This is a genomic window from Flavobacterium glycines, assembly GCF_900100165.1.
GTDB lineage: Bacteria > Bacteroidota > Bacteroidia > Flavobacteriales > Flavobacteriaceae > Flavobacterium > Flavobacterium glycines.
Window position 1 is genome coordinate 1,602,899 of record NZ_FNEO01000001.1, and the last position, 26,428, is coordinate 1,629,326.

13 protein-coding genes are annotated in these 26,428 nt (G+C 35.2%); 12 read left to right on the forward strand and 1 reads right to left on the reverse strand.

Features of this window, described 5'->3' with window-relative positions:
- The first annotated feature begins 34 nt into the window (after positions 1-34).
- The 6 genes from BLR17_RS06425 (at position 35) to BLR17_RS06450 (ending at position 8,426) form a co-directional block, all read left to right on the forward strand.
- On the forward strand, positions 35-1,267 hold the full coding sequence (locus BLR17_RS06425) for a glycoside hydrolase family 88/105 protein (RefSeq protein WP_066326683.1): 1,233 nt from the start codon (positions 35-37) through the stop codon (positions 1,265-1,267).
- A 19-nt stretch (positions 1,268-1,286) separates the two neighbouring features.
- Positions 1,287-2,510 carry a glycoside hydrolase family 88/105 protein gene (locus tag BLR17_RS06430; protein WP_066327494.1) on the forward strand — a complete coding sequence of 408 codons (1,224 nt, stop codon included), beginning with the start codon at positions 1,287-1,289 and terminating at the stop codon, positions 2,508-2,510.
- Between the two features lie 135 nt (positions 2,511-2,645).
- Positions 2,646-4,271: a glycoside hydrolase family 43 protein gene (locus BLR17_RS06435; RefSeq protein WP_066326681.1), complete on the forward strand. Its 1,626-nt coding sequence runs from the start codon at positions 2,646-2,648 to the stop codon at positions 4,269-4,271.
- Positions 4,272-4,275: 4 nt separating this feature from the next.
- Positions 4,276-6,312: a pectate lyase gene (gene pelA, locus BLR17_RS06440; protein WP_083189259.1), complete on the forward strand. Its 2,037-nt coding sequence runs from the start codon at positions 4,276-4,278 to the stop codon at positions 6,310-6,312.
- Between the two features lie 2 nt (positions 6,313-6,314).
- Positions 6,315-7,046, forward strand: coding sequence for a rhamnogalacturonan acetylesterase (locus BLR17_RS06445; RefSeq protein WP_066326679.1), 732 nt, complete (start codon positions 6,315-6,317; stop codon positions 7,044-7,046).
- Between the two features lie 18 nt (positions 7,047-7,064).
- The gene (locus tag BLR17_RS06450; RefSeq protein WP_083189257.1) at positions 7,065-8,426 is read left to right on the forward strand and encodes a glycoside hydrolase family 28 protein; all 1,362 of its coding nucleotides are present in this window, start codon (positions 7,065-7,067) and stop codon (positions 8,424-8,426) included.
- Between the two features lie 99 nt (positions 8,427-8,525).
- On the opposite strand, the gene BLR17_RS06455 is transcribed toward BLR17_RS06450, so the two are convergent.
- Positions 8,526-9,068 (reverse strand): sigma-70 family RNA polymerase sigma factor, encoded by a 543-nt coding sequence (locus BLR17_RS06455; RefSeq protein WP_066326678.1) that lies wholly within the window; start codon positions 9,066-9,068, stop codon positions 8,526-8,528.
- 357 nt (positions 9,069-9,425) lie between these two features.
- Here BLR17_RS06455 and BLR17_RS06460 point away from each other — a divergent pair, with 357 nt between their 5' ends.
- From BLR17_RS06460 to BLR17_RS06490, 6 genes are all read left to right on the forward strand, one after another.
- Positions 9,426-17,201 (forward strand): T9SS type A sorting domain-containing protein, encoded by a 7,776-nt coding sequence (locus BLR17_RS06460; protein ID WP_083189255.1) that lies wholly within the window; start codon positions 9,426-9,428, stop codon positions 17,199-17,201.
- Positions 17,198-17,902, forward strand: coding sequence for a hypothetical protein (locus BLR17_RS06465; RefSeq protein ID WP_066326675.1), 705 nt, complete (start codon positions 17,198-17,200; stop codon positions 17,900-17,902). Before BLR17_RS06460 ends, BLR17_RS06465 begins: the two co-directional genes overlap by 4 nt.
- 211 nt (positions 17,903-18,113) lie before the next feature.
- Positions 18,114-19,253, forward strand: a complete 1,140-nt coding sequence (locus BLR17_RS06470; RefSeq protein ID WP_066326674.1) for a FecR family protein — start codon at positions 18,114-18,116, stop codon at positions 19,251-19,253.
- 164 nt (positions 19,254-19,417) lie between these two features.
- Positions 19,418-22,945: a TonB-dependent receptor gene (locus BLR17_RS06480; RefSeq protein ID WP_139068336.1), complete on the forward strand. Its 3,528-nt coding sequence runs from the start codon at positions 19,418-19,420 to the stop codon at positions 22,943-22,945.
- 10 nt (positions 22,946-22,955) lie between these two features.
- Positions 22,956-24,731, forward strand: coding sequence for a RagB/SusD family nutrient uptake outer membrane protein (locus tag BLR17_RS06485; RefSeq protein WP_066326673.1), 1,776 nt, complete (start codon positions 22,956-22,958; stop codon positions 24,729-24,731).
- 122 nt (positions 24,732-24,853) lie between these two features.
- Positions 24,854-26,401 carry a DUF5123 domain-containing protein gene (locus tag BLR17_RS06490; protein ID WP_066326672.1) on the forward strand — a complete coding sequence of 516 codons (1,548 nt, stop codon included), beginning with the start codon at positions 24,854-24,856 and terminating at the stop codon, positions 26,399-26,401.
- The last annotated feature ends 27 nt before the right edge of the window (positions 26,402-26,428 follow it).

Here is a 26,428-nt window from a genome sequence, read left to right on the forward strand (position 1 = left end):
AATAAAATTGAATCTTCACAATAAATATAGTATTATGAAAAAACTTTCTTTGTTTGTGTATTCTGGTTTGGGAATGTTTATTATTGGCGTTTTGTTTTTATGTTGTAAACCAATTGAAAAGACAAAAACAGCAGTTGTAAATAAGCAAGAGCTATTAATTTCTAATAAACTAAAATGGTCGGAGCGAATGGCTTTGTCCATCATGAAGCGTCATCCTAAGGCCTGGCAGATTGATAATCACGAAAAACCGAAATGGGATTATAAGATTGGCATGATTTTAACGGCTTACGAAAAGTTGTATGCCCAAACTAAAGACCCAAAATATTTCGCTTACATAAGGGATTATGCTGATACGTTAATTGATAGTACAGGATCTTTTGAAAATTTTAATCCTAAGGATCACAATATTGATTTTATAAATGCCGGAAAAATTCTTTTTGGTCTTTATGATAAAACGCATAATCAGAAGTATTTAAAGGCTTTACAAACATTGCGAAATCAATTTGTTGATTACCCAAGAACAGCTTCCGGTGGATTTTGGCATAAGGAAATTTATCCTAACCAAATGTGGCTAGACGGCCTGTATATGGGAGAACCATTTTATGCAAGATATACCGCTGAGTTTGAAAAGGGTGAAAAATTAAACGATGTGGCGCATCAATTTGAGTTGCTTCATGATCATGCTTATGATAAAACAACTGGATTGTTTTTTCATGCCTGGGATGAAAGTAAAAAAATGCCTTGGGCAAATAAAGAAACGGGAACAGCTCCGCATATTTGGTTGAGAGCTTTGGGTTGGTATGGCATGGCTTTGGTAGATGTGTTGGATTATTTTCCAAAAGACCACCCAAAACAAAAACAATTAGTAGCTTATTTAAATGAATTAGCCAATGGCGTTAGTAAATATCAGGATGTTTCGGGATTATGGCATCAGGTACCCAATTTACCAAACAGAGCAGGAAATTATTTAGAAGCTTCAGGTTCGTCAATGTTGGTTTACGCTATTGCCAAAGGGGTGCATAAAGGCTATTTGCCTAAAAAAATGAATAAAGTAGCCGTTAAAGGTTTTAATGGTTTGACAACTAAACTGATAAAAGTAGACAGTAATGGCGAAATACATATCACGCAAGTGTGTGCCAGTGCAGGTTTAGGCGGGAATCCGTACAGAGATGGTTCATTCGAATATTATATGAGTGAAAAAATTAAGGTTGACAATTCACACGGATTGGGTGCTTTTTTATTGGCAGCAATCGAATTAGATAAATAATAAACTAAAACATAACATGATGAGATTAATGAGAACAAAGCAATTTTTATTTACGTTTATTTTAATAGGAGCGTTGGGTTTTACAAGTTGTAAATCACAAACAACTGCAACTCCGGCTAAAAAAGGGGTATCAGCATCAAAAATGAAATGGTCAGAAAGGATGGCATCGACCCTGATGATGCGTCATCCGAAAGCATTTCAAATAGATGACAGAACTACGGCAAAATGGGATTATGTTCACGGTGTAGTATTAAATGCTATTGAAGATTTGTATAAAACAACTAAAGATCAAAAATATTACGATTATGTAAAAGGTTATGCTGATGCTTTAATTGATGAAAATGGTAAGATTGCTACTTATGAGGAAGATAAATATAATATTGATATGGTTCCTGCAGCCAATATTTTATTTAAAATTTATGAAACTACTAAAGATAAAAAGTATTTAGTAGCAATGCAGACTATCAGAAAACAATTGGATACTCAGCCAAGAACTCCAAGCGGAGGATTTTGGCATAAAAAAATCTATCCAAACCAAATGTGGTTAGACGGATTGTATATGGGACAGCCTTTTTATACAGAGTATACCGTTAAGTTTGAAAATGGTAAAAATTTAAATGATATTGCTAAGCAATTTGAATTAATCGAAAAAAATGACAAAGATCCTAAAACTGGCTTGTTATACCACGCTTGGGATGAAAGTAAAATGATGCCTTGGGCTGATAAAGCAACCGGAAAATCGCCTAATTTCTGGTCTCGCGCTTTAGGATGGTATGCCATGGCTTTAGTTGATGTTTTGGATAATTTTCCAAAAAATCATCCAAAACAAAAAGAATTAGTAGGATATTTGAACAATTTGGCTGTGGCTTTAGAAAAAGTACAGGACAAAAAAACAGGATTGTGGTATCAGGTAACTGATATGGGAGGCAGAGAAGGAAACTATTTGGAATCTTCAGGTTCTTCAATGTTTGCTTATGCGTTGGCTAAAGGTGTGAACAAAGGTTATTTACCTGCTAAATTTAAAAAAGTAGCTAATTTTGCTTTTGACGGATTGACTACTAAATTAATCAGAGTAGATGCCGATGGAGGAATCAGCTTGACTCAGGCTTGTCAGGTGGCAGGTTTAGGAGGAACTCCATATCGTGATGGTTCTTACGAATATTATGTAAATGAGAAAAAGAAAGATAATGATCCTAAAGCTACAGGACCATTTATCTTAGCTGCTATAGAATTAAACCGATAAGATTTATTATTATCGTTTGAATGCTAATTAAACCATTAAGAAATTAAGAGAAATTATATCTTAATTTTTTAATGGTTTTCTGTAACAGCACTTTTTTATTAGCCCAATAGTAACCAACCAAGTTTTATATCTTCAATGAAATTATTAAATCAAGTAGCGGCAATAGGATTAGTATTGTTGTCTGGTCAGTTTGCAGTTGCTCAAAAATCAACCGAATATTCCAAAGTTTGGGTAGCCGATAACGGTGACGGAACTTATAAAAATCCCATTTTACATGCCGATTATTCGGATCCTGATGCGATTCGTGTGGGAGAGGATTATTATATGACGGCCTCTTCTTTTAACTGCATTCCGGGTTTGCCTATTTTGCATTCCAAGGATATGGTGAATTGGGAATTAGTGAATTATGCCCTTCCAAAACAACCTCCTTTTGACGTTTTTGACAAACCGCAACATGGAAACGGAGTTTGGGCGCCTTGTATTCGCTATCACAACGAAGAATTTTATATTTATTATCCTGATCCTGATTACGGAATTTATATGATTAAGACTAAAGATCCGAAAGGGCTTTGGTCAGTGCCATTATTAGTGAAAGAAGGTAAAGGGATTATAGACCCTGCCCCATTTTGGGATGAAGACGGGAAAGCCTATTTAGGTTTTGCCTTTGCGGGAAGCAGGGCAGGAGCTAAGAGTTTGCTGGCTGTTTGTACGATGAATTCTGAAGGTACAGTGGCTAATGATGATGCGGTTATGGTTCTTGACGGACATTTGGATGAAGCAACTGTTGAAGGGCCTAAGTTGTACAAACGAAACGGCTACTATTACATTTTTGCGCCGGCAGGAGGAGTTCCTAAAGGTTGGCAAACAGTAATGCGTTCTAAAAATATCTTTGGACCTTATGAAAAACGAAAAGTAATGGATCAGGGGAAATCACCTATTAACGGTCCGCATCAGGGAGCTTGGGTAGATACTCCGTCAGGTGAAGACTGGTTTTTTCATTTTCAGGACAAAGGAGCTTACGGAAGAATTGTACATCTGCAACCTATGAAATGGGTGAATGACTGGCCTGTTATAGGAATGGATAAAGACAAAGACGGAAAAGGCGAACCTGTTTTGACCTATAAAAAACCGAATGTTGGAAAAATATATCCTATAATGACTCCGCCGGATTCGGATGAGTTTAATACTCCAAAATTAGGCTTGCAATGGCAATGGCATGCTAATTATCAGGTGTATTGGGGAATGCCTACATCAATGGGATATTATACTATGTTTTGTCGTCCAATGCCTGAAAAAGCAGTGAATTTATTTGATGTTCCAAATATTTTATTGCAAAAATTCCCTGCTAACGAATTTACTGCTACTGCAAAAATGACTTTCAATGCACGTTTTGACGGAGAAAGTGTTGGTTTAGTAGTTTTAGGTTTGGATTACAGCATGTTGAAGGTAAAACAGCAAAAAGGGGAGTTATACATCTCTCAGGTAACTTGTAAAAATGCCGATAAAAAAGGCGTGGAAACCGAAAATAAAGCTGTGAAATTAGGGGATAAATCATTTTATCTTCAGGTGAAAGTAAAAGAAGGCGGAATATGCAGTTTCTTTTATAGTACTGATGGGAAAAAGTTTGAGCTATTAGGCGAAGATTTTAAATCCCGTGAAGGAAAATGGATTGGAGCCAAATTAGGTTTTACAGCACTTAGAGAAGGAACTATAAACGATGTCGGAAGTATAGCTATCGACTGGTTTAGATTTACAAAATAAATAAATGATGAATAATTTTTTTAAGATAATTGCTGCCCTTTTTCTGGGTTTAGTTTCGACTATAAATTTACAGGCTCAGGTTTTGGATAAATCCTGGAGCAGTATTACAAGTATGAATAATGATGCTTGGTATGCTTCAGCCGAAGCTAAAACAGTTGCCGAAAATGTATTGCTGTATCAGCGAAATATAGGAGGATGGCCAAAGAATATTCAAATTCAAAAGCCGCTTTCTGATGCTCAAAAGAAAGAATTGCAGGCTCTTAAATCTTCAACAGAAGGTTGTACTACCGATAATAATGCCACCACTCAGGAAATGCTTTTTCTTTCTAAAATCTATAAACAACAGCCGGACGAAAGATATAAAAATGCCTTTCTTATGGGATTGGATTATTTGTTAGCCGCACAATATGCTAATGGAGGATGGCCGCAATTTTACCCTTTGAAAAAAGGCTATTATACGCATATTACTTATAATGATGATTCGATGGCTAGAATTCTAATGGTTTTGAAAGAGATTAAGGATAAAACCGATTTTTATTCAATAAAATCATCAGATGAAATTGTTGCTAAAGCTAAAATTGCTTTTGATAAAGGAATAGATTGTATTATAAAAACGCAATACAAACAAAACGGGGTTTTAACCGCCTGGTGCGCCCAGCATGACGAAACTACTTTGTTGCCGGCTAAGGCGCGCGCTTATGAATTACCATCTTTGAGTGGGAAAGAATCGGCTAAGATTGTGTTGTTGTTAATGTCAATCGAAAATCCATCAAAAGAAGTAATTACTGCGGTTGAAGCGGCAGTGGCTTGGTTTGAAAAAGTAAAAATTACCGGCTTGAGAGAAGACAGGGTTCTGAAAGATGGTAAAATAACAGATAAGAAAATGGTTGCTGATACAGCGGCTCCGGATCTTTGGGCTCGTTTTATGGAATTAGATGATAATAAACCATTCTTTTGTGACAGAGACGGAGTTAAGAAGTATTCATTGTCTGAAATTGGAGATGAAAGAAGAAATGGTTATTCCTGGTATACCAATGAACCTAAAGAGGTTTTGAAAGCTTATGATAAGTGGAAAAAAAAGCTTTCAACTGAAATAAAATCAGCTCCAAAAACGGGAATGAAAGCTCCCAAGGATGAATATAATATAATAGTTGCCCAGGATGGCAGCGGTGATTATGGCAGTATTCAGGAAGCGATATACAATTCACCTGCTTTTCCATACCAACGTGTAACGATTACGGTTAAAAACGGAATTTATCATGAAAAAGTGCGAATTCCGGAATGGAACACAAAGATTTCTTTAATTGGCGAAAGCAAAGAGAAAACGATAATTACTTTTGATGATTATTTTGGGAAAATCAACTTAGGTCGCAATAGTACTTTTTTGACACCAACAGTTTTAGTTGAAGGGAATGATTGTAAAATCAGTAATTTAACGATACAAAATACTGCAGGTCCTGTAGGTCAGGCTGTAGCTTTATCTGTAGAGGCAGACAGAGTAGTAGTTTCTAATTGTATTTTGTTAGGAAATCAGGATACATTGTATGTTTCGGGAGAAGGATTTAAGCAATATTATAAAGATTGTTTTATCGAAGGAACTGTGGATTTTATTTTTGGCAGCGCAACAGCGGTATTTGAAAATTGCCATATTCATGCCAAAAGTAATGCTTATCTAACAGCAGCTTCTACTCCGGAGAGTTCTAAATATGGTTTTGTGTTTATGAATTGCAAATTGACAGCGGGTGAAAAAGCAACTGAAGTTTATTTGGGACGTCCATGGAGGATCAATGCTAAAACGGTCTATCTGAATTGCGAAATGGGGAAACACATCAGGAAAGAAGGTTGGGATAACTGGTCTAAAGCTGAAGCTGAAAAAGCTTCTTTTTATGCAGAATACAATTGCTCCGGTCCGGGATTTCAACCGGAAAGCAGAGCGGCCTGGTCACATCAATTAACAAAAACAGAAGCTAAAGAGTATACTTTAGATAAAATTCTTGGAGGTACAAACAGTAAATTAAATTGGTATTCAAATTTTAAATAATTATGAGAGTTAAATTATTCCTTTTCTTATTGATAGCTACAAGTTGTTTTGCACAAAAAACAACTGTTTATACTATTGGCGATTCGACAATGGCTAATAAATCCAATCCGAATGAAAACCCAGAACATGGTTGGGCTCAGGTTTTGCAGCAGTTTTTTGATAATAGTGTTGTGGTGGATAACAGAGCGCAAAATGGTAGAAGTACCCGCAGTTTTATCAACGAAAAACGTTGGGATGCTATTTTGGAAACTTTGAAAAAAGGGGATTATGTTTTTATCCAATTCGGGCATAATGATGAAAAAGAAAATAAACCCGGCGTTTACACTAATCCACATACGGCTTATCGCCAAAATTTGATTCGCTTTGTAACCGAGGCTCGTGCTAAAGGAGCGACTCCTGTTTTATTTTCGTCTATCGTAAGAAGAAATTTTAATGCAGAAGGTACTTTGGTAGATACGCATGGTATGTATCCAATGGAAGCTCGTTTGGTAGCTACTGATTATAAAGTGCCGTTTATCGATTTGCAATATTTAACCGAGTTGTTGGAGGAATCTTATGGCATTGAAGGTTCTAAAAAACTGCATTTGCATTTTAATGCAGGAGAAAGTGCTTTTTATAAAACCGAAAAACACGACGATACCCATTTGTCATTATTAGGGGCAACAGAGATTTCAAAATTGGTTATTGCCGAATTGAAAAAAACCGATTTGGATTTGAAAAAACACATTAAGTAAAAACTAATACTGAATAGCATGAAAAAAATTACTTTTTATTTCGTCACGATTTTGTCATCTTTCAATATGCTTTTGGCGCAAACAGCTCCTAAAAATACGGCAGTTGAAATAGAAAAAATTGTTAGTGGTATTCAGTTGCCTTCAATTCCTAATTATAAGGTTGATGTGACGCGATTAGGGGCCAAAGGAGATTCGGTGACCAATTGTAAGGCAGCTTTTGATAAGGCAATGAAAGCCTGTTTTAAAAAACAAGGAGGAACTATCATTGTTCCTAAAGGTGTTTATACCATTAATGGTCCAATTCATTTTGTGAGTAATGTGAGATTGCATCTGGAAGCTGGGGCTAAAATTCGTTTTGGTTCCAATCCAAAAGATTATCCTTTGGTATTAACCAGTTGGGAAGGAACCATGTTGTATAATTATAGTCCGCTGATTTATGGAAATAATGTAGAAAATGTTGCCATAACCGGAAAGGGAATAATTGATGGAGAAGCTAAGAATACCTGGATAAAATGGAAACCTCTTGAGGAAAAAGACAAGCAGTTAAGCAGAGATATGAATCATAGAAATGTTCCTGTAAAAGAACGTGTTTTTGGTGACGGACATTTTTTAAGACCGCAATTGATACAGTTTGTCAATTCTAAAAATATTTTAATCGAAGATGTAAAAATTGAAGATTCTCCGTTTTGGTGTGTGCATTTATTAAAATCCAGAAGCATTACCCTTCGCGGATTAAAATATGATGCCCAAAACAATAATAATGACGGAGTGGATCCGGAATATTCAAGCGATATTTTAATCGAGAAAGTTCAGTTTGATAATGGAGACGACAATGTGGCTATAAAAGCAGGACGTGATGACGAAGGTCGTTCAAATGCACATAGTCCTTCTGAAAATATTGTTATCAGAAATTGTGAATTCAAAGGTTTGCATGCTGTGGTTATTGGCAGTGAAATGTCAGCCGGTGTTCGCAATGTGTTTGTAGATAATTGCAAAGCCAGAGGCTATTTGAAAAGGGGGATTTATATAAAAACCAATTCCGACAGAGGGGGTTATGTTAAAGATCTCTATTTCTCCAATATTGCTTTAGGAAAAGTTGAGGATTGTATTTATATGACCGCTAATTATCACGGAGAAGGCAGTGGTTTGTATCCTTCTAAAATATCTGATATTTCAATTTCAAACGTGAGTTGTGAGGCTGCTTCCAATGCGGCTATTATTATCGAAGGTTTTCCGGAACAGAAAGTCGAGAATGTAGTTTTGGATAGAATTACTGTAAACTCAGCTAAAAACGCAATGACGTTGATTAATACTAAAAATATTAGCGTAAACGAAATTGTAATTGGTGACAAAATAGGTGTGCCAAGTTCTGTGAAATAGTTTTTTTTCACAGATGAGTATCATAGAAAACAAAGTCGGGATATTACTTATTATTGTAACATCCCGACTTTGTTTTTTGTGATAAATAATTTAGCTAATTTAATTTCTAAATAAGAAATACAGTATTGCAGATAATGTACTTGTATTTTCAAACTCTCTTAAGAAAGCATAAGCCCTTTTCATTTGTGTTTTTACAGTATTAACCGATATATTATACATTTCTGCAATTTCGGCATAACTGTGACCTTCTACTACATGTGATACAAAAATCTCTCTTCGGGCCTGAGGGATTTTGTCAACTAAGGTGAGAATTTTAGGTTGTTTGTTTTCTTCCGCTTTTTCAAACGTAGTTTGTTCTTCTATTTTAGGAAGGACAATTTTTTTGTTGTCTTCTAAACTGATTGTTTTGTGTTTTTCCAAATATTGGAGGCTTAAGTTTTTTACTGCTCTGGTAGCATAAGCTTTAAACGAAATAGTAAAATTTAGCGCTGCCTCTTTTTCCCATAAATAAATAAAAAAGTCCTGCACAACATCTTTCGCCACATCTTTATCCTTAGTTATGTTAAAAGAAACTAAAGATAAATAGGTGAAATGCTCTTTGTATAGGCTTTCAAATATTTTTAAATCTTTGTGAGATGACATTTGTAAATAAGAATTATTCGTTTTGTAATGGATTACATTGTGTAAAATGTAAAATAAAAACTTAGTTTTTTTTTGTTATGTGTAAAAATAAATAAAATTTTTTATAAAAGCTGTCACCCTAAAAAACTTTTTTTCTAACATAAGTTTAACACATTCTAAACACTAATGTTTACTGAGTGCAATTTGTTTTGAAAAAATAGAGAAATAAATAGTAACTGTTAAATCAATTTAAATATGAAGTGAAATCTAATTAAATAAAGAGACAAAAAAAATCGGAAAATAGTACCAGTATTTCCCGATTTAGTAAGCTGTTTCAAACGACGTATCGAGTTAAATCATTTAAAACCAACCAAAATTATGAAAAAAATTTTACTTTACTTGACCATCCTATTTGCTTCTCTGCAAATGTGTGCGCAAACAGTAACTATTACTGAATCCGTGGGATGGTTAGAATCTGCTTATGTGAAATGGCAACCCGTTTCCGGGGCGCAGAGTTATAATGTATATTATAGCGGTAATAGTATAACTAATCAAAAAATCGACAACCAATTAATTCGCAGTTACGGAACTTATTTTCGTGCTGATCTTTTAGGACTTGCAGCAGGAACTTATACTGTTACTGTAAAACCTGTAGTTTCAGGAGTTGAAGGTGCAGGTGCAACAACATCAAGTCTTACAGTACTTGCCCATGACCGAAATGGGTTTGCTTTTCAGGGTGGGCGTATCCCGGGAGGATACAATATGGATGGTACTCCAAAAGCAAATGCTGTAATCGTTTATGTGACAGAAAATACCAAAAATACAGTTTCGTTAAATGTTACGGGTGCGACAACCAATCCATGTGTGGGTATTCAAAATATTCTTTATGGTTTTAAGAAAGGTATGGATAATAGACCATTAATAGTGCGTTTGATTGGTAATGTTACTGATATGAGCGTAATGGATGGTGGTGACATGGTAATTGAAAATAAAAATAATGCATCAGGTTCTATTACAATTGAAGGTGTTGGAAATGACGCTGTTTGTAATGGATGGGGAGTGCGATTGAAATCGGCTTCTAATATTGAAGTACGAAATCTGGCTACTATGAATGTTAATAGTACTGCCGGAGATAACATAGGAATGCAGCAGGATAATGATCATATCTGGATACATAATAACGATTTGTTTTATGGTAATGCGGGTAGTGATGCAGATCAAATAAAGGGTGATGGTGCATTAGATAATAAAACTTCTACTTATTGTACATTTTCCTATAATCATTTCTGGGATAATGGGAAAGCGAGTCTTTTAGGATTAAGTGAAAATACTACTACTGGTTTGTATGTAACTTATCACCACAACTGGTTTGATCATTCGGATTCACGTCATCCGCGTGTACGTTTTTATTCGGCACATATTTATAATAATTATTATGATGGTATTGCAAAATACGGAGCGGGTTCTACAATGGGATCTTCGTTATTTGTAGAAGGGAATTATTATAGAAATGCGAAACACCCGATGATGATTTCTTTGCAGGGTACTGATGTTTGGAGTAGTTCAAAACAAGCTAATGACCCTGCTAATATGGGAACTTTTTCAGGTGAAGACGGAGGCATGATTAAAGCATTTAATAATACTTTTGATGCTGATTTAGGTACTAATGATATGCGATTTGTAGCCTACGGTGATACAAATCCTTTATATAATATTTCAGGTAAAATAAGTTCGACAATTGATTTTGATGCTTATGTAGCTGCTACAAGAGGTGAGCAGGTACCAAATACGGTAAAATCATTTGCCGGAGCTAATGTTTATAACAATTTCGATACTGATGCGAGTTTATATGTAAAAAACCTGGTTACGGATGCTCCTGCTGCAGCTAAAGCTAAAGTTATGCAATATGCAGGTCGTGTAGGAGGAGGTGACTTTAAATGGACTTTTAATAACAGTGCTGATGATTCGGCTTATTTGATTATTGATGCTCTTAAATCGGCTGTTACTAATTATGTTACTAGTTTAGTGGCGGTACAAGGAGAGACTGTAGTTTCTAGTCAAACTTTAACATCGACTTCAAATACCAATCAAACTGTTAATACAGGTTCGGCAATTGCAAATATTGTATATACCTGGGGAGGGGATGCAACAGATGCAACCGTTTCTGGTTTGCCAGCATCAGGAATTACTTTTGTAAAAGATGCGACTGCCAAAACTATAACTGTTTCAGGAACACCAACAGCTAATGTTTCTTTTTCAATAACAACAAGTGGTGTAAATGGAAATCCTGCAATTGGTTCAGGGAATATTACAGTTGTAACACCGGGTACAAGTTCGGGTGGTGAAATTCATAATTTTACTGTTTCTGGTAAAACGAGTTCTTTCTATACCATTGTTGGAAATATGAATTCAACAGACGGAGTTCAGTCTTACGATGGAGTAGATTTGACGGCTCGCTTGAAAATTGAATCAGCTACAACTATTAGTTATACAACTACAGGAGTTTCTACTTTGACCTTGGTTTTTGATCCTACTTTTGCAGGAGCAATTAAACTTAATGGAACTTCTTATACAGCAAGTTCCGGAATAGTTTCAATTCCTAATCTTGCTGCAGGAAGTTATACCATTACAAAAGGGGATACTGCCAATCTATATTATATAAAAACGGCTTATGCAACTTCTTCATTAATAACACCAACACTATCTAATTTTACTGTGCCAAATAAGACAGTTGGAGATGCAGCTTTTACATTGACAGCTCCAACATCTAATAGTTCTGGTGCATTTACTTATACAAGTAGTAATACAAGTGTTGCAACTGTTAGTGGTAATACAGTTACAATTGTTGGAGAAGGTATCGCTACAATCACAGCCAATCAGGCTGCAACTTCAACTTATGCAGCTGGAAGTATAAGTGCTACTCTATCGGTGGCACCTGGTGCAGCTAATCCGGCACCATCGTTGTCTAATTTTACGATTCCAAATAAAACGGTGGGTGATGCTGCTTTTACAATAACAGCTCCTACTTCAAACAGTACAGGTGCATTTACTTACACCAGTAGTAATACGGCTGTAGCAACTGTTAGTGGTAATACTGTTACTGTTGTAGGCGCAGGTACAGCTACGATTACAGCCAATCAGGCGGCGACTTCAACTTATGCTGCCGGAAGTATTTCGGTAGGATTTACAGTTACTGCTTCAGCTGTAAGTAAAACTGATGTTTGGGATTTTGCTGCAGAGCAACTAGATGTAACACAATACAATAATAAATTGGATGTAAGTACAATTAATGGATGGTATCCTGGTACTACTGTTGCTGGTTCGATAAGTACTTCTAATACGATGCCTACAAGTTTTACAGTAGGAGCATTGTCATGGGTTGGTAATACAAGTGACAGGTTAAGAACTACAAATACAAGTATAACACGTTATGATGAGAATATTGCAGGGGTAACGGGTTATAGCGGAAGGGTTTATTGCAATGGTACGCCTACGCTTTCTTCTGGAGTGCCAACTAACAGATATATGAGAATTGCATTGGATAAAGACGATGAAGTAACTATCATTACCAGAACAGATGCTGATGCAACGCTTAGTTTTGTTGATGAAGTTAATCCGGCAACACAAACAGAAACTTTGAGTATTTTAGCAGCTAATTTAACTACTACAGCGGTATTTAAAGCGAAGAGTACAAGTACTTTTAAAATTTATTCAAATGGTAAAACGAGTTTCTTTAGAATTTTAAGAAAAGCGGCTTCTGCCTCAACAGTAAGTTTAACAGCTCCGGCTTTATCTAATTTTAGTGTAGCTAATAAACAAGTAGGAAATGCTGCTTTTACTTTAACGGCTCCAACTTCAACAAGTGATGGTGCATTTACTTATACAAGTAGCAATACAAGTGTAGCAACAATTAGCGGTAATACGGTTACAATTGTTGGTGCAGGGACAGCTACAATTACGGCAAATCAGGCTGCTACTTCAACTTATGCAGCAGGAAGTATTGCAGCAACATTTACAGTGACGGTGCCTTTGACAGCGCCAACATTATCTAATTTTACTGTACCAAATAAAATTGTGGGTGATGCAGCGTTTGCATTGACAGCTCCTACATCTAACAGTACTGGTGCATTTACTTATACAAGTAGTAATACAGCTGTGGCAACCATAAGTGGAAATACAGTTACCGTTGTTGGTGCTGGAACTTCGACTATTACCGCAAATCAGGCAGCTACTTCAACTTATGCGGCTGGAAGTATAACAGCAACATTGACTGTGACAGCAACGGCTCCGGCTCCGACCTTGTCTAATTTTAGTGTTCCTGCTAAAGCTGTGGGGGATGCAGTATTTACTTTAACAGCTCCTACTTCAAATAGCACAGGTGCCTTTACGTATACAAGTAGTAATGTAAATGTTGCTACAGTTAGTGGAAGTACAGTTACTATTATTGGAGAAGGCTCAACTACTATTACAGCTAATCAGGCGGCAACTTCAAGCTATACAGCCGGAAGTATTACAGCTACTTTGACTGTATCAGCGGCTGCAGTTCAAAAAACTGACGTATGGGATTTTGGTGCACAACAATTGGATGCCACTATTTATAACAATAAATTGGATGTAACAGCAATTAATGCCTGGTATCCTTCAAGTTATGTGGTAGGTTCAGCCAATACAACTAATGTGATGCCTGCTTCCTTTACAGCAGGTGATTTAGGATGGGTTGGAGGAACTAATGACCGTCTTAGAACTTCAAATACGGCTTTGACCAGATATGATTCTAATGTAGGTTCAGGAGCAACTCCAGGTTATACAGGAAGAATTTATGTAAATGGTTCAGCTCAGGCTGGTCGTTACTTAAGTTTCAATCTTAAAGAAGATGATGAGTTGACTGTAGTAGCAAACTCGGATGCTGCCGGTAAATTAAACTTTGTATATCTTTCTGATGCTACAGTGCAATCAGATTTAGTAGAAACAACTACTACAACTACGGATTATAAATTTGTAGCAAAAAAGGCAGGGGTTTATAAAATTTATGATCAAATAAATAAACCAAGCTATTATCGTGTGTATAGAAAACCGGCTACTTATGTTGCTGTTTCAGGTGCTATTGATATCACTAAAGCGGCTGATATTCCTGCTGGTTATACAGTAGTGTTTACTAATCAGGCGGGGAAAAGCTGGAATGGCGTTGTGACTAATGGAAAATACAATGTAATTGTTCCTGCTGGTTATACTTATACTTTAAGTATTGGAAATGCTAATGGTTATTTGATTACATCGGGCGATACTTTTGCAGTAACAGTAGATGCAAAAGTTAATAATATTGCTATTACTAAAATTACGTTGTACACTGTTTCCGGAAATGTTACCGGATTAGGAACTGATATAGCTAATTTAGTTTTGAAATATACTCCGAATCCTTCAGCAAATAGTACTTATGTGCCTGCTCCGGTTGTGAATAAAACTACAGCTCAGTATTCTGTAAAATTAGAAGCGGGAGTTCCATATACAATTTCAGCTACTGGAGTTAATGAATATGAGATTTTAGCAAATACTATTACAGCTTCTGCAAATACAACTGCTGATGTTGCCTTTACTTTGAAACCAAAGTATAAAGTTACGATTACAGCACCAGCTTTAACGACAGCTCAATTGACTAAGTTAGGTGTGAAATTTACCAATATCAATGAAGCGGGAGTAAGCTATACGTTTACTGATATTAATACTATTAATTTGCGTAACGGGATTTATTCTGTTGCTGCAATTGGTTTGGATGATTATCCATTGGAATTGGCATTGACTTCTAATTTAGTAGTTTCAAATGCTGCAGTTTCTAAAGAGTTGTCATTTAAGCCAGTGACTGTTTGGTCATTTGATGATAAAGTAATTACTAGTGCAACAACCAGTTACAAAGGAATGTTGTTTACAGGCTCTGTTGCCAACGAAATTGCTAAAGGTCATTTGCTTGCTTCGACTGCTTCGACTTTAAGTGTTCCGGTACAGCCAAATCAAAAAGTAATAGTTACTTATTATTATGCTGCAAATTTCTCTATAGCTGGAGGAACTGCTGTTACCACAAGCAGTAACAGTACAACGCTTTTAGAAAAAGTTGAATATATTTATCCAGGAACTACAGCTGGAAATGTTGCAATTGCTGTAAATGGAGCTACTTATTTTACTGAAATTTCAGTGGAGACAATTGTTCCTTATGCTCCGGTAATTACTGTGGGTGTTGATAAAGATTATCAAACTATTAATGCAGCTTTGAAGACTATTTCAAAAATGGTACGTACTTCTTCACAAAGAGTTACTGTAGTTATCGATCCGGGTAACTATGAAGAAATGATTGTAGTTAACAGTCCAAATGTAACTTTTAAAAATGCTTCAAGTACACCAAGTATCGCCCTGAAAAATAAAGGAGTGGATATTGATGCTAATGCTGTTCGTATCACTTCTTATTATGGTTATGGTTACAGCTATTACAGTCAGGGTAATGACAACAAATGGAATGCAGATGTTTTAGCAGTAAATAAAGCTAATAATAGTTATACTTACGAAAATGTAAGTGGTACTACTAATGGTTCTTATTGGGATGCTACAGCGGTAATTGCAGCTAATGGTTTTGAGGCCGAGAATATTATTTTCGAAAACTCATTCAATCAATATATTTCTAAAAAAGAATCACAGGACAAAGTGGTAATGTGGGCGGTAGGAAATAAAGGATTGCGTCCTACAGATTACGGAAATACTGCGGTTCAAAACAGAAGCTTTGTTGAAAGAGCGGCTGCAATTGGAATTCCGAATGGAGTTGATAAAACTATTTTAAAGAATTGCAGGGTAATTGGTCGTCAGGATTCTTTCTATGGTGGTCAAGGTTCCAGAGTTGCTATTTACAAAGGAGTAATGATGGGTGCTGTAGATTATATCTTTGGAGGAATGACAGCAGTATTCTATAAAACCGACTTTGCTATGAATGTGAGTGATGTAGCGGGAGATGCAGCCTATCTAACCGCACCACAACAAAGTAGCGGAAGAGGGTATTTATTATATGAATGTAAAGTAACTTCTGCCGAACCTGGTGTTGAATCAGCTTCAATATACAGAGCAAAACCGGGTTATTTTGGACGTCCTTGGGCGGCAAATACTAGTGAAGTTGTGGTTTACAAAGCGACAATTGAAACTTCAAATTATACCGGTTCAGAAGGTTTGTCTTTAATATCGCCGGAAGGTTGGAGTAATTCTTTAAGTGGAACATCTAATAATATTTATGAATATAGCACGATTGAAAAATCAGGGGTTAATAATTCAGGAAATCGTGCAAGTTGGTCCAAGGTAATAACAACTCCGGTGCTAACAGATGGTACAGAAATTAAACCATTCAATTTTACTAAAGGTACTGATGGTTGGGATCCTTTCCCTTTACTGGAAACAATTACAAGTTTACCAAGTAATAATTTCGCAGTAAAAGTAAATAGTGCTACTTGTAACGGAATGAGTAATGGTTCGATTACGGTTTCATCAAATGAGCAAACATTGATTTATAATGTAACTGTAAATTCAACAAATCTGACTTTAGATACAGTAAATGGTTATACCAAAACGATTGAAAATTTACCTGCCGGAGTTTATAATGTGTGTTTTTCAACTCCGAGTATTCCAAATTATTCTCAATGTTTTGAAGTCAGAATCGTAGAGCCGGAGAAAATTGTAATTAATTCTTTCGTTTCTAAAAATTCGAGTACAATTAAACTGGTATTAAAAGGGGCCTCAACTTATAAAGTAACTGTAAACGGTGTAGAAGAAACTGTTTCTGCATCAGAGTATAGTGCTAAGTTAGTATCTGGATTGAATACGGTTTCAGTTAGTACTGATTTAGAATGTCAGGGAACTTACGATGAAACTATTTTCCTTTCTGAAGATGTTCAATATTTCCCAAATCCTACTACGGGTCCTCTTAATGTTTATTTGGCTGGTGATGACAATCAGGTAACAGTAAGGGTTTTCGATATTGCAGGAAATAAATTGTATGATGGTGTGAAATCTATTGAAGAGAATAGAAATATTGGTATGGACTTGACATCGTATGTTTCAGGTGTTTACATGGTGCAATTAGAAGGTAAAACAATTAGCAAAACATTTAAAATTGTAAAAAAATGAGAAAATCATTGATATATTTTGTGCTTTCATTGGTGATTCTAAATACTGCTTGCAGTAGTGATAATAATGAAACAAGTGTTCCTGTTGTGGGAGAGTTAAATCTGGCAACTCCTTTCGATAACTCTACTTGCGAAGGAGTTTCTACTTCGACAACAAAATGCGAAGTAACGTTGTCGTGGTTGTCAACAAGTGATAATGAAACTTATGTATTAACGGTAACCAATTTAAATACTAACAAAGTGGTTTTGATTAAGAATGATATTAAAACCACTTCTTATAAACTTACTTTGGATAAAAAAGTCCCTTTTTCATGGACGGTTTCTTCCAGAGATAATTTAACTAAGCAAATCATCAATAAAAGTTCAATTTGGAAATTTTATGCTTCGGCCGGCGAAAGCATTTCTAATTTTGCCCCTTTTCCGGCTGATCTTTTAGCGCCAATTCAGGATAAAATAGTAATACCGGTTGATGGTAAAATTGTTTTAAAATGGGCTGGTGCAGATGCAAATGGTGATAGTTTAAAATATACCGTTTATATTGATAAGGTTGATGGAAAACAAACGCCAGCTGCCGAATTAACTAATATAACTACAACACAGGCTACTGTAAATGTTAGTAGCGGAGTGTATTATTGGAGAGTGAAGTCTACGGATAGTAATAGTAGTTCTTTTTCTCAGATAATCAGATTTACCGTTAATTAGTTGAATAGTAAGTTAGTTTTGTTTAAAGAAAAGCCTGAAGAGATTCAGGCTTTTTTTATGTTTAGTAGTTTCTGAAAAATTGGTAATCGTTAAATGTGAAATAAATAGTTTGTTTTTTTAAAATATATAGAAAAAAAATAAAAAATATCAGGAATCTTGTCACCCTAAATCCGTTTTTCTGTAACATATGTTTAACATACCTAATAAAAATATGAAATCGAACTCTGAATTGGTTGCTATCCTAAAAGAAATTGTAAGTAATGGAAGTATTGATGCTTCCAGAATAAAATTGTTGTCTCCTGAAGAACAGGAATTGATTAAGGAGTTGAAAGAGAATCATTTGCTTGATGAGGCACTGTCGTTTGTTGAATCGATGGATGAAGAACAAAACTGGGAAGAATTCAAAGACAGAATCAATTTGAAGAAGAAGACTATTGTTATTCATTGGAAAACTATTTTTCAATATGCCGCAGTATTTATTGCCATGTTAGGTTTGGTTTATGTATTCCAATATAAAACAGCTAAAGAAGCTACTGTTGTAATACCGGAAGATGCAATCCAGTTAGTTTTGGAAAATGGGGATATTCAAGTGCTTAATCCAAATGGTTCGAATCAAATCATTAAAAAAGACGGAACCATTGTTGCTTCTCAAAATGAAAACCAAATCAGTTATAGCTCCAATAAATCCATGGATAAGTTGGTCTATAATGAAATTAAAATCCCTTACGGAAAAACCTTTACAGTGACTTTGTCTGATGGGACAAAAGTTAGTATGAATGCAGGTTCTTCTTTAAAATACCCGGTTCAATTTATCAAAGGTCATAATAGAGAAGTTGTTTTAGACGGTGAAGCTTTTTTTGAAGTTTCTAAGGATAAAGCGCATCCTTTTATTGTAAAAACAAGAGGTGTTGATGTACGTGTTTTAGGTACAAAATTCAACGTGAGTTCTTATAAAGAGGATGCTGATATTAATACGGTATTGGTGGAAGGTTCTGTAAGTTTATCAAATGCCACAATGCCAAATGAGAAAGCAATCTTAGTTCCGGGTGAAAAAGGTACTTGGAATAATGGTCAAAAAGAGATTGTTGTAGAAAAGGTAGATACAAGCTTTTATACCCAATGGATGACAGGAGAATTAGTGTTTAGAAAAACGGCTTTTAAAGATATAATTATAAAATTAGAGCGTTGTTATAACGTAACAATTGATAACAATAAAAAAGAGCTGTTAGATAAAAAATTCAATGGTAGTTTTAATAAAAATGTTGAAACTATTGATGATGTTTTAAAGGCAATGGGTAAAATACAGGATTTTACTTTTAAGAAAGAAGGCAAACAAATAATAATAAACTAATTTAATAACAGACTAAAATAAACAAATTTATGAGGTGAGCATGTAATTTTTTTAAGGAAGAAATGCATGAAAAAAAAATCGGAAAATAGTACCAGTATTTCCCGATTTAGTAAGGTGTTTCAAACGACGTATCGAATCTAATCATTTAAAATCAAACCAAAAGTATGAAAAAAATAATTAACGGAAGATGGCTCTATCCGTACTTACCTAAAATAAGCCTTAAAATGAAACTAACCACAATATTACTGATACTGTCTTTGGTTAAAATTCAAGCGAGCAGTTATTCGCAAAATACGAAACTGTCATTGAAATTCAAGGAAGCAACTGTGGAACAGGTTTTCAATAAAATTGAATCCGTTTCTGAATACAGATTTCTTTTTGAAAGCAATCAAATTGACCTCAATAGAAAAGTTAATTTTAATGTTGAGAAACAAAAGATAGATGATATTTTAAGTATTCTGTTTAAAGGTACAAACACTGCTTATTATGTCAATGATCGTCAGATTATATTGAAAAAGGAGAAGGAGGTTTTAGATAAAGAGACTGTCTCTGATAGTAAAAAAACAGCTCAACAGGGTATTCTGGTAACAGGGGTGATTACTGATGTAAATAATATGCCTGTACCCGGAGTAAATGTCTTGGAAAAGGGTACTAAAAACGGTATTCAATCCGATTTTGACGGTAAATTTTCTATTCGGGTAAATGGTAGCAGTAGTGCATTGGTGTTTTCATTTATCGGATATGAAACCGTAACTAAGGTAGTGGGGCAAAATAAGACGATGAATATCGTTTTAAAGGATGAAAGTTCTACTTTAAATGAAGTAGTAGTGATAGGTTATGGTACTGCAAAAAAAGGAGATTTAACAGGTTCAGTTGCGGCTATTTCGGGTGATGATTTGAAAAAAACCAACATGAACAACGTTGCGGAGAGTTTAACAGGACGTGTAGCTGGTGTTCAGGTTACTTCTGCAGAAGGTTCTCCGGATGCTGATATTAAAATTAGAATCAGAGGAGGCGGTTCATTAACTCAGGATGCTTCCCCTTTGGTAATTGTTGATGGTTTTCCTGTTTCCAGTTTAAATGATATTGCGCCTTCAGATATCGAAACAATAACAGTACTTAAAGATGCTTCTTCTACTGCAATTTATGGTTCCAGAGGGGCAAACGGGGTTATTTTGGTTACTACTAAAAAGGGTAAAGATGGTAAAATTTCAGTTTCATTTAATACGTATTATGGGTTAAAAAAAATAGCCAGTACAATTGATGTTTTGAAACCTGAAGAATATGTGAAGTTACAATATGAATTTGTAAATCGTTTTGATGCTGATGATAGTTCCTATCAACAATATTTTGGTCAATGGGGTGACAGAGATCTATATTCAGGTATGAAAGGGAATAACTGGCAAAAGCAGATTTATGGTCGTTTAGGTGAAACCAGAAGCCGGGATTTAGGTATTCGTGGCGGAACTGATAAAATGAATTTCAATTTTAATTATGCTCATATTGATGAGAAAACCATTATGCTGGGATCTCAGTATAAAAGAAATAATTTATCTTTTAGTGTAAAAAATAAAGCGTCTGAAAAGATTGATTTGTCATTTACAATGCGTTACTCGGATACTCAAATTAATGGTGGAGGAACAAATGAACAAAACGCAAAATCCGTTTCGGCAGATGCTCGTTTGCGTCATAGTGTTGGTTATTCGCCTATTCCATTACCGGGTTTAACTACAGATAATACAGATGAAGCTGTAGCGGGTTATTTAGTAAATCCTTTTGTTGCTGTTGCTGACAATGATCGTCTTCAAAACAGAAAGAATTTTAATTTACTAGGAGGTATTTCCTATAAAATATTACCAGGACTTCAATTAGGTTCTGATTTAGGTTTAGATAATTATTATTTACAGGATTATCGTTTTTACGGACGTTCAACTTATTATGTAAATAATCAGGTAGCTGCTGAAAATCAAGGGAAACCGGCTTTGGCTATTTCAGATACTAAAAATGTTAGATTTAGAATTGCAAATACGGCTAATTATGATTTTAAGAAAATAATAGGAGAAGACCATAGTTTGAAATTGTTACTTGGTCAGGAGTTAATCAAGTCTAATAGTACTGAATTAGCAAGTGAAATTAACGGATTTCCTTTGTTTTTTGGTTTTGAAAGTGCCAAAAATCTTTCTTCTCAGGGGGTAGCTTTGTTTACAGAAACTAATTATGCTCCTGAAGATAAGTTGTTATCTTATTTTGGACGTTTGACATATGATTATAAAAACCGTTATTTATTCACAGCTACATACCGTGCCGATGGTTCCAGTAAATTCTTAGGAAAAAATCGTTGGGGATATTTTCCGTCAGCAGCTCTTGCATGGAAACTTTCAGAAGAAGATTTCTTGAAAAATGTTGGCTGGTTAAAATTATTGAAAGTTAGAGCCAGTTATGGACAGGCAGGAAATAATAATATACCATCAGGGCAAACTTCTCAATTATATTCATCCAGTACTACAACTTGGATTAATGGTATAACTAACTATTGGTCTGCTTCAAAAGTATTGGCAAATCCGGATTTAAAATGGGAAACTACTGTGACTCAAAATTTTGGTTTGGATTATGAGTTATTTAACGGAAAATTAAGTGGAAGTGTTGAAGCTTATAAAAATGTTACCAAAGATTTGTTGATTAATTTTCCAGTTCCTGGTACAGGTTATGATACTCAGTACAGAAATATGGGAGAGACTCAAAATACAGGAGTTGAGGCAACTTTAAGTGTAACAGCGATTAATAAACCAAATTATGGTTTGAGTTTTTCTTTGAACTTTGGGATGAATAAAAACCGCATTAATTCATTAGGAATAATGAGTGATTTCGGAGTGTCAACAGCTTGGGCATCTACTGCTATCGGTAATGATTATGTGGTAAGAGTAGGGCAACCATTAGGATTAATGTATGGTTATAAAAGTGATGGACGTTACGAAGTTTCTGATTTTGATTACAACGGAACAAGTTACACTTTGAGAGCTGATGTAGCAAATGCAACTGCAGTAGTAGGAACAGTTTCTCCGGGAGTAATGAAATTGAAAGATTTGAATAATGATGGTAAAGTAGACGCTAATGATCAGACAATTATTGGTAATGCAAATCCAAAACATACAGGAGGTTTTGTAATTAATGCCAATGCTTATGGTTTTGATTTGTCGGCTGCATTTAATTATAGTTTCGGTAACGATATCTATAATGCAAATAAAGTTGAGTTTACAACAGCTACAACAAATACACAGTATAGAAATTTAAGTTTACAAATGGCTTCAGACAATAGATGGACTAATTTTAATGCAGCAGGTGAATTAGTTACAGATCCTGTAGAATTACAAACATTGAATGCTAATACTACTTTGTGGTCCCCTTTTATGAGTCGTTATGTGTTTAGTGATTGGGCAGTTGAAGATGGCTCTTTCATACGTTTAAATACCCTTTCTTTAGGATATACCGTACCTGCTGATGCTTTATCTAAATATGGGATTTCTAAGTTAAGATTCTATGCAACGGCTAATAATGTTTTTGTAATTACAAAATATTCAGGTTTAGATCCCGAGGTTTCTACGATTAGAAGAACACCGCTTACACCAGGTGTGGATTATTCTCCATTTCCTAGAAGCAGACAGGTTTCTTTTGGTTTAAATCTTAATTTTTAATTGAATAAAAATGAAAAAAATACTTTTATATATTTCTATAGTTACCTTAGGTGTTTTTACCTCATGTAATTCTGATGATTTTTTGGACGCTCCTGCAAAATCAAGTCTTGATGAATCAATAATTTTTTCCAATGCAGGTTTAGCTAAGGGGGCTGTGGACGGCATTAAAGTGCCTTTTGGAGAAACAAACTCTTATCGTGGTCGTTTTTTGCCTTGGTATGGATTAAACACCGATGTGGAATGGTATAATACTTCTCAAACGGCTAGTGCCAATACGGAATTATGTAATTATAATACACCTGCAACTAACACCAATATGAATACAACTAACAATGCCTGGGCAATGATGTATTCTGGAATTGAAAGAGCAAATATTTGTATCAGAGGTTTGCGTAACTATGGTAATCCGCAACCTGGAACAGAATTAGGCTATCTTTTAGGCGAGTCTTTAACTCTTAGAGCAGTTTATTACGCAGATTTATTGAAGGCATGGGGCGATATTCCGGCTCGTTTTGAACCAATATCTTCAGAAACTTTATACTTGCCTAGAAGTAGTCGTGATGTGATTTACAAACAAATTATCGCTGATTTAGGTGAAGCTGAAGATTTAGTGCCTTGGCCTAATGCAACAACAGCAACTTCAAATGTTGAACGAGTAAATAAGGCTTTTGTTAAAGCTTTGAGAGCCCGTTTAGCAATGGCTGCCAGTGGTTTTCAACAATATTCTGATGGGATAAGAAGAAGTAATGATGCTGATCTTTCAGTTGCGAAAATGTATCAATTAGCTTTAGATGAATGTAAAGACATTATTAATAGTGGAACAGCGCATCTGGAATCTTCTTTTGAAACCTTATGGAAAAAATACAATCAGGAAGATTTAACTGCAGGAGGTGAATCATTATGGCAAATTCCTTTTGCAGATGGTCGTGGTCGTATGTTATTTACTTTTGCTGTTCGTCATAATTCTGTTGATCAGTTTCAGGCAAACGGGACAAATAAAGGAGGAGTTTGTGGACCATTGCCTTTTGTTTTTTATGATTACAACAAAAATGATACACGAAGAAATGTAAGTTGTGTACCTTATAAATATGGAACTGCAGTTAGTGGTGTCGCTAAACAGGAATTGAATGATTTGGATACCTGGTATTTTGGTAAATACAGATATGAATGGATGTCTCGTTATGTAACTTCTACTAATGACGATGGTGTAGATAAGTTGTATATGCGTTACGCAGAAGTTCTTTTAATTGCTGCAGAAGCAGCTAATGAACTAGAAGGACCTACCGCTGCAGCTGCCTATCTGAAAGAAATTCGTAAAAGAGCATTTCCAACGGCTTATCAGGCAACAATGGTTGAAAGTTATGTAAATGCTTTAACTACAAAAGAGGCCATGTTCAATGCCATTGTAGATGAACATAAATTTGAGTTTACCGGTGAAATGGAACGTAAACAGGCGCTTATTCGTTGGAATTTGTTAAAAACAAAATTAGATGAGGCTAAAGTTAAAATGACCAATCTTCAGGCTCGTACAGGTGAATATGCAGATGTTCCTTCAACTTTGTATTTCAAAACTTCTTCTGATAATGTTTCTTTAGATATTTATGGTTTAAACAGAGGAGAAACTACTAATCCGGGTGTTGAATACACAGCTAAAACATGGGTGAAATTAGATGCAGTTAAAATCAGTTCCCTATATGATGCAACCATTAATCCTGATGCACATCAGTTTTGGCCAATTTGGCAAGTGTTTATTGACGGAAGTAATCAACAATTGACAAATAATTAAGAAAACTAACAAGGAAAATAGTTAATAAAGATTTTTTAGAGTATTGATTGGTTGATGTAGTACTACTTAATAAGTGCTATAGAACATGGTTTTTACTCAGGAAAATATAAAAAATATGAGTTATGAAAACAAAATTTATAATTAAAACATTTTTAGCTTCCTTGCTACTCTTAGGAACTTTAATCAGCTGCTCAGGATATACAGAAGATTTAATCAATGAATTGGAAGTAAGCAGGGCTTTTGCTCCTATTGATTTGACGGCTAAAATTAGGACTCAAACTACGGTTGAATTGAACTGGACTCCACGTGATAATGTAGATCATTATGTGGTAGAGTTTAGTGCCGATGATCCCAATTTTGCTACTATAGCAAAAACAGTGAATGTTAACGCTTCTGAATTACCTGTAAAGATACAGATGGAAGGAGAAACCGTTTATTCTATCAGAATAAAAGCGATAGTAAATGGTTTGGAAGATTCAAATTGGACAACTGTTACGGCAACTACACTTACCGAGCAGATTTTTACAAGTATTATCGATGGGGATATTTTGGCTACTCAGGCTACATTGCGTTGGATCCCTAATAGTAATGTGACTCAAATTACATTGATGCCCGGAAATATTACTCATGCAATTACAGCTCAGGAAAAAATTGACGGTAAAGCTACAATAACAGGATTATCAGGAGAAACCGCTTATACAGCAACTTTGTATAATGGCACTAAAAAACGAGGCGTGTTAACATTTACAACAGGTATTGATGTAGGTGATGCAACATTGGTAAAACCTACAGATGACTTATTGCAAAAAATTGCTAACGCGGCTTCTGGTGCTGTTTTGGTTTTAGAGCCTGGTGATTATACTGCTCAAACAGCTACGGTAACGCTGGCTAAGTCTATTACTATAAGAGGTTTGAGAAGTTTTAATAAACCATTGTTAAAATTGAATTTCCTGTTAGCAGCTGGTACTGCCAATGTATCACTTATTGATTTAGATTTAACAGGAGGAAGCACGATGACAGATTTGCTTCGTTTTAATGAAGCTTCAAACAATTATGGCACTTTGTTGTATAGTGGATGTAATATCCATGATTTTACCCGTTCATTAGTTGCTGCCAACGTTGCTGCTAAGATTACCTCATTCACTATCGAGAATTCAATAGTCAAAAATGTTAATACAGCTGCAGGAGGTGATTTTATTGATTTTCGTTTGAGCTTTATTGGAGATATTATGATTAAGAATAATACTTTTGTAAATTGTTCTGCCGATAGAGATTTTGTAAGGGTGGATGCAACAACAGCTTATACCGGTAACACTAATGTTACATTAGATTCAAATACCCTGTATAAAACAAGTAATAGTTCAACTACTACTTACAGACGTATTTTCTATGTGCGTTTTGCAACTCATACATTGATTTCTAAAAACAATATTTTTGATAGCACTAATGCATTGTATGCAAATCAAAGTACGACTAATAACCCAACTTTTACAAATAATAATTATACAAATGCAGCTAATTTGTATACTGTTGCAGCTTCACCAATTCGTTATGATGCATCCGGTACACAATTAGATCCCGGATTTACAAATGCTGCTTCGGCTGATTTTACCATTAGTAATCAAACTTTAAAAGACAGAAAAGTAGGGGATCCACGTTGGATTAAATAACAGCGTTTTTTTATACAATTATTGAGT

What these genes read in the sequence shown, in the direction of transcription:
- BLR17_RS06430 (WP_066327494.1), top strand. Translation starts at nt 1,287, where the DNA reads ATGAGATTAATGAGAACAAAGCAATTTTTATTTACGTTTATTTTAATA.
- BLR17_RS06455 (WP_066326678.1), bottom strand. Translation starts at nt 9,068, where the DNA reads ATGTCATCTCACAAAGATTTAAAAATATTTGAAAGCCTATACAAAGAG.
- BLR17_RS06460 (WP_083189255.1), top strand. Translation starts at nt 9,426, where the DNA reads ATGAAAAAAATTTTACTTTACTTGACCATCCTATTTGCTTCTCTGCAA.
- BLR17_RS06450 (WP_083189257.1), top strand. Translation starts at nt 7,065, where the DNA reads ATGAAAAAAATTACTTTTTATTTCGTCACGATTTTGTCATCTTTCAAT.
- BLR17_RS06425 (WP_066326683.1), top strand. Translation starts at nt 35, where the DNA reads ATGAAAAAACTTTCTTTGTTTGTGTATTCTGGTTTGGGAATGTTTATT.
- pelA (WP_083189259.1), top strand. Translation starts at nt 4,276, where the DNA reads ATGATGAATAATTTTTTTAAGATAATTGCTGCCCTTTTTCTGGGTTTA.
- BLR17_RS06490 (WP_066326672.1), top strand. Translation starts at nt 24,854, where the DNA reads ATGAAAACAAAATTTATAATTAAAACATTTTTAGCTTCCTTGCTACTC.
- BLR17_RS06480 (WP_139068336.1), top strand. Translation starts at nt 19,418, where the DNA reads ATGAAAAAAATAATTAACGGAAGATGGCTCTATCCGTACTTACCTAAA.
- BLR17_RS06465 (WP_066326675.1), top strand. Translation starts at nt 17,198, where the DNA reads ATGAGAAAATCATTGATATATTTTGTGCTTTCATTGGTGATTCTAAAT.
- BLR17_RS06470 (WP_066326674.1), top strand. Translation starts at nt 18,114, where the DNA reads ATGAAATCGAACTCTGAATTGGTTGCTATCCTAAAAGAAATTGTAAGT.
- BLR17_RS06445 (WP_066326679.1), top strand. Translation starts at nt 6,315, where the DNA reads ATGAGAGTTAAATTATTCCTTTTCTTATTGATAGCTACAAGTTGTTTT.
- BLR17_RS06485 (WP_066326673.1), top strand. Translation starts at nt 22,956, where the DNA reads ATGAAAAAAATACTTTTATATATTTCTATAGTTACCTTAGGTGTTTTT.
- BLR17_RS06435 (WP_066326681.1), top strand. Translation starts at nt 2,646, where the DNA reads ATGAAATTATTAAATCAAGTAGCGGCAATAGGATTAGTATTGTTGTCT.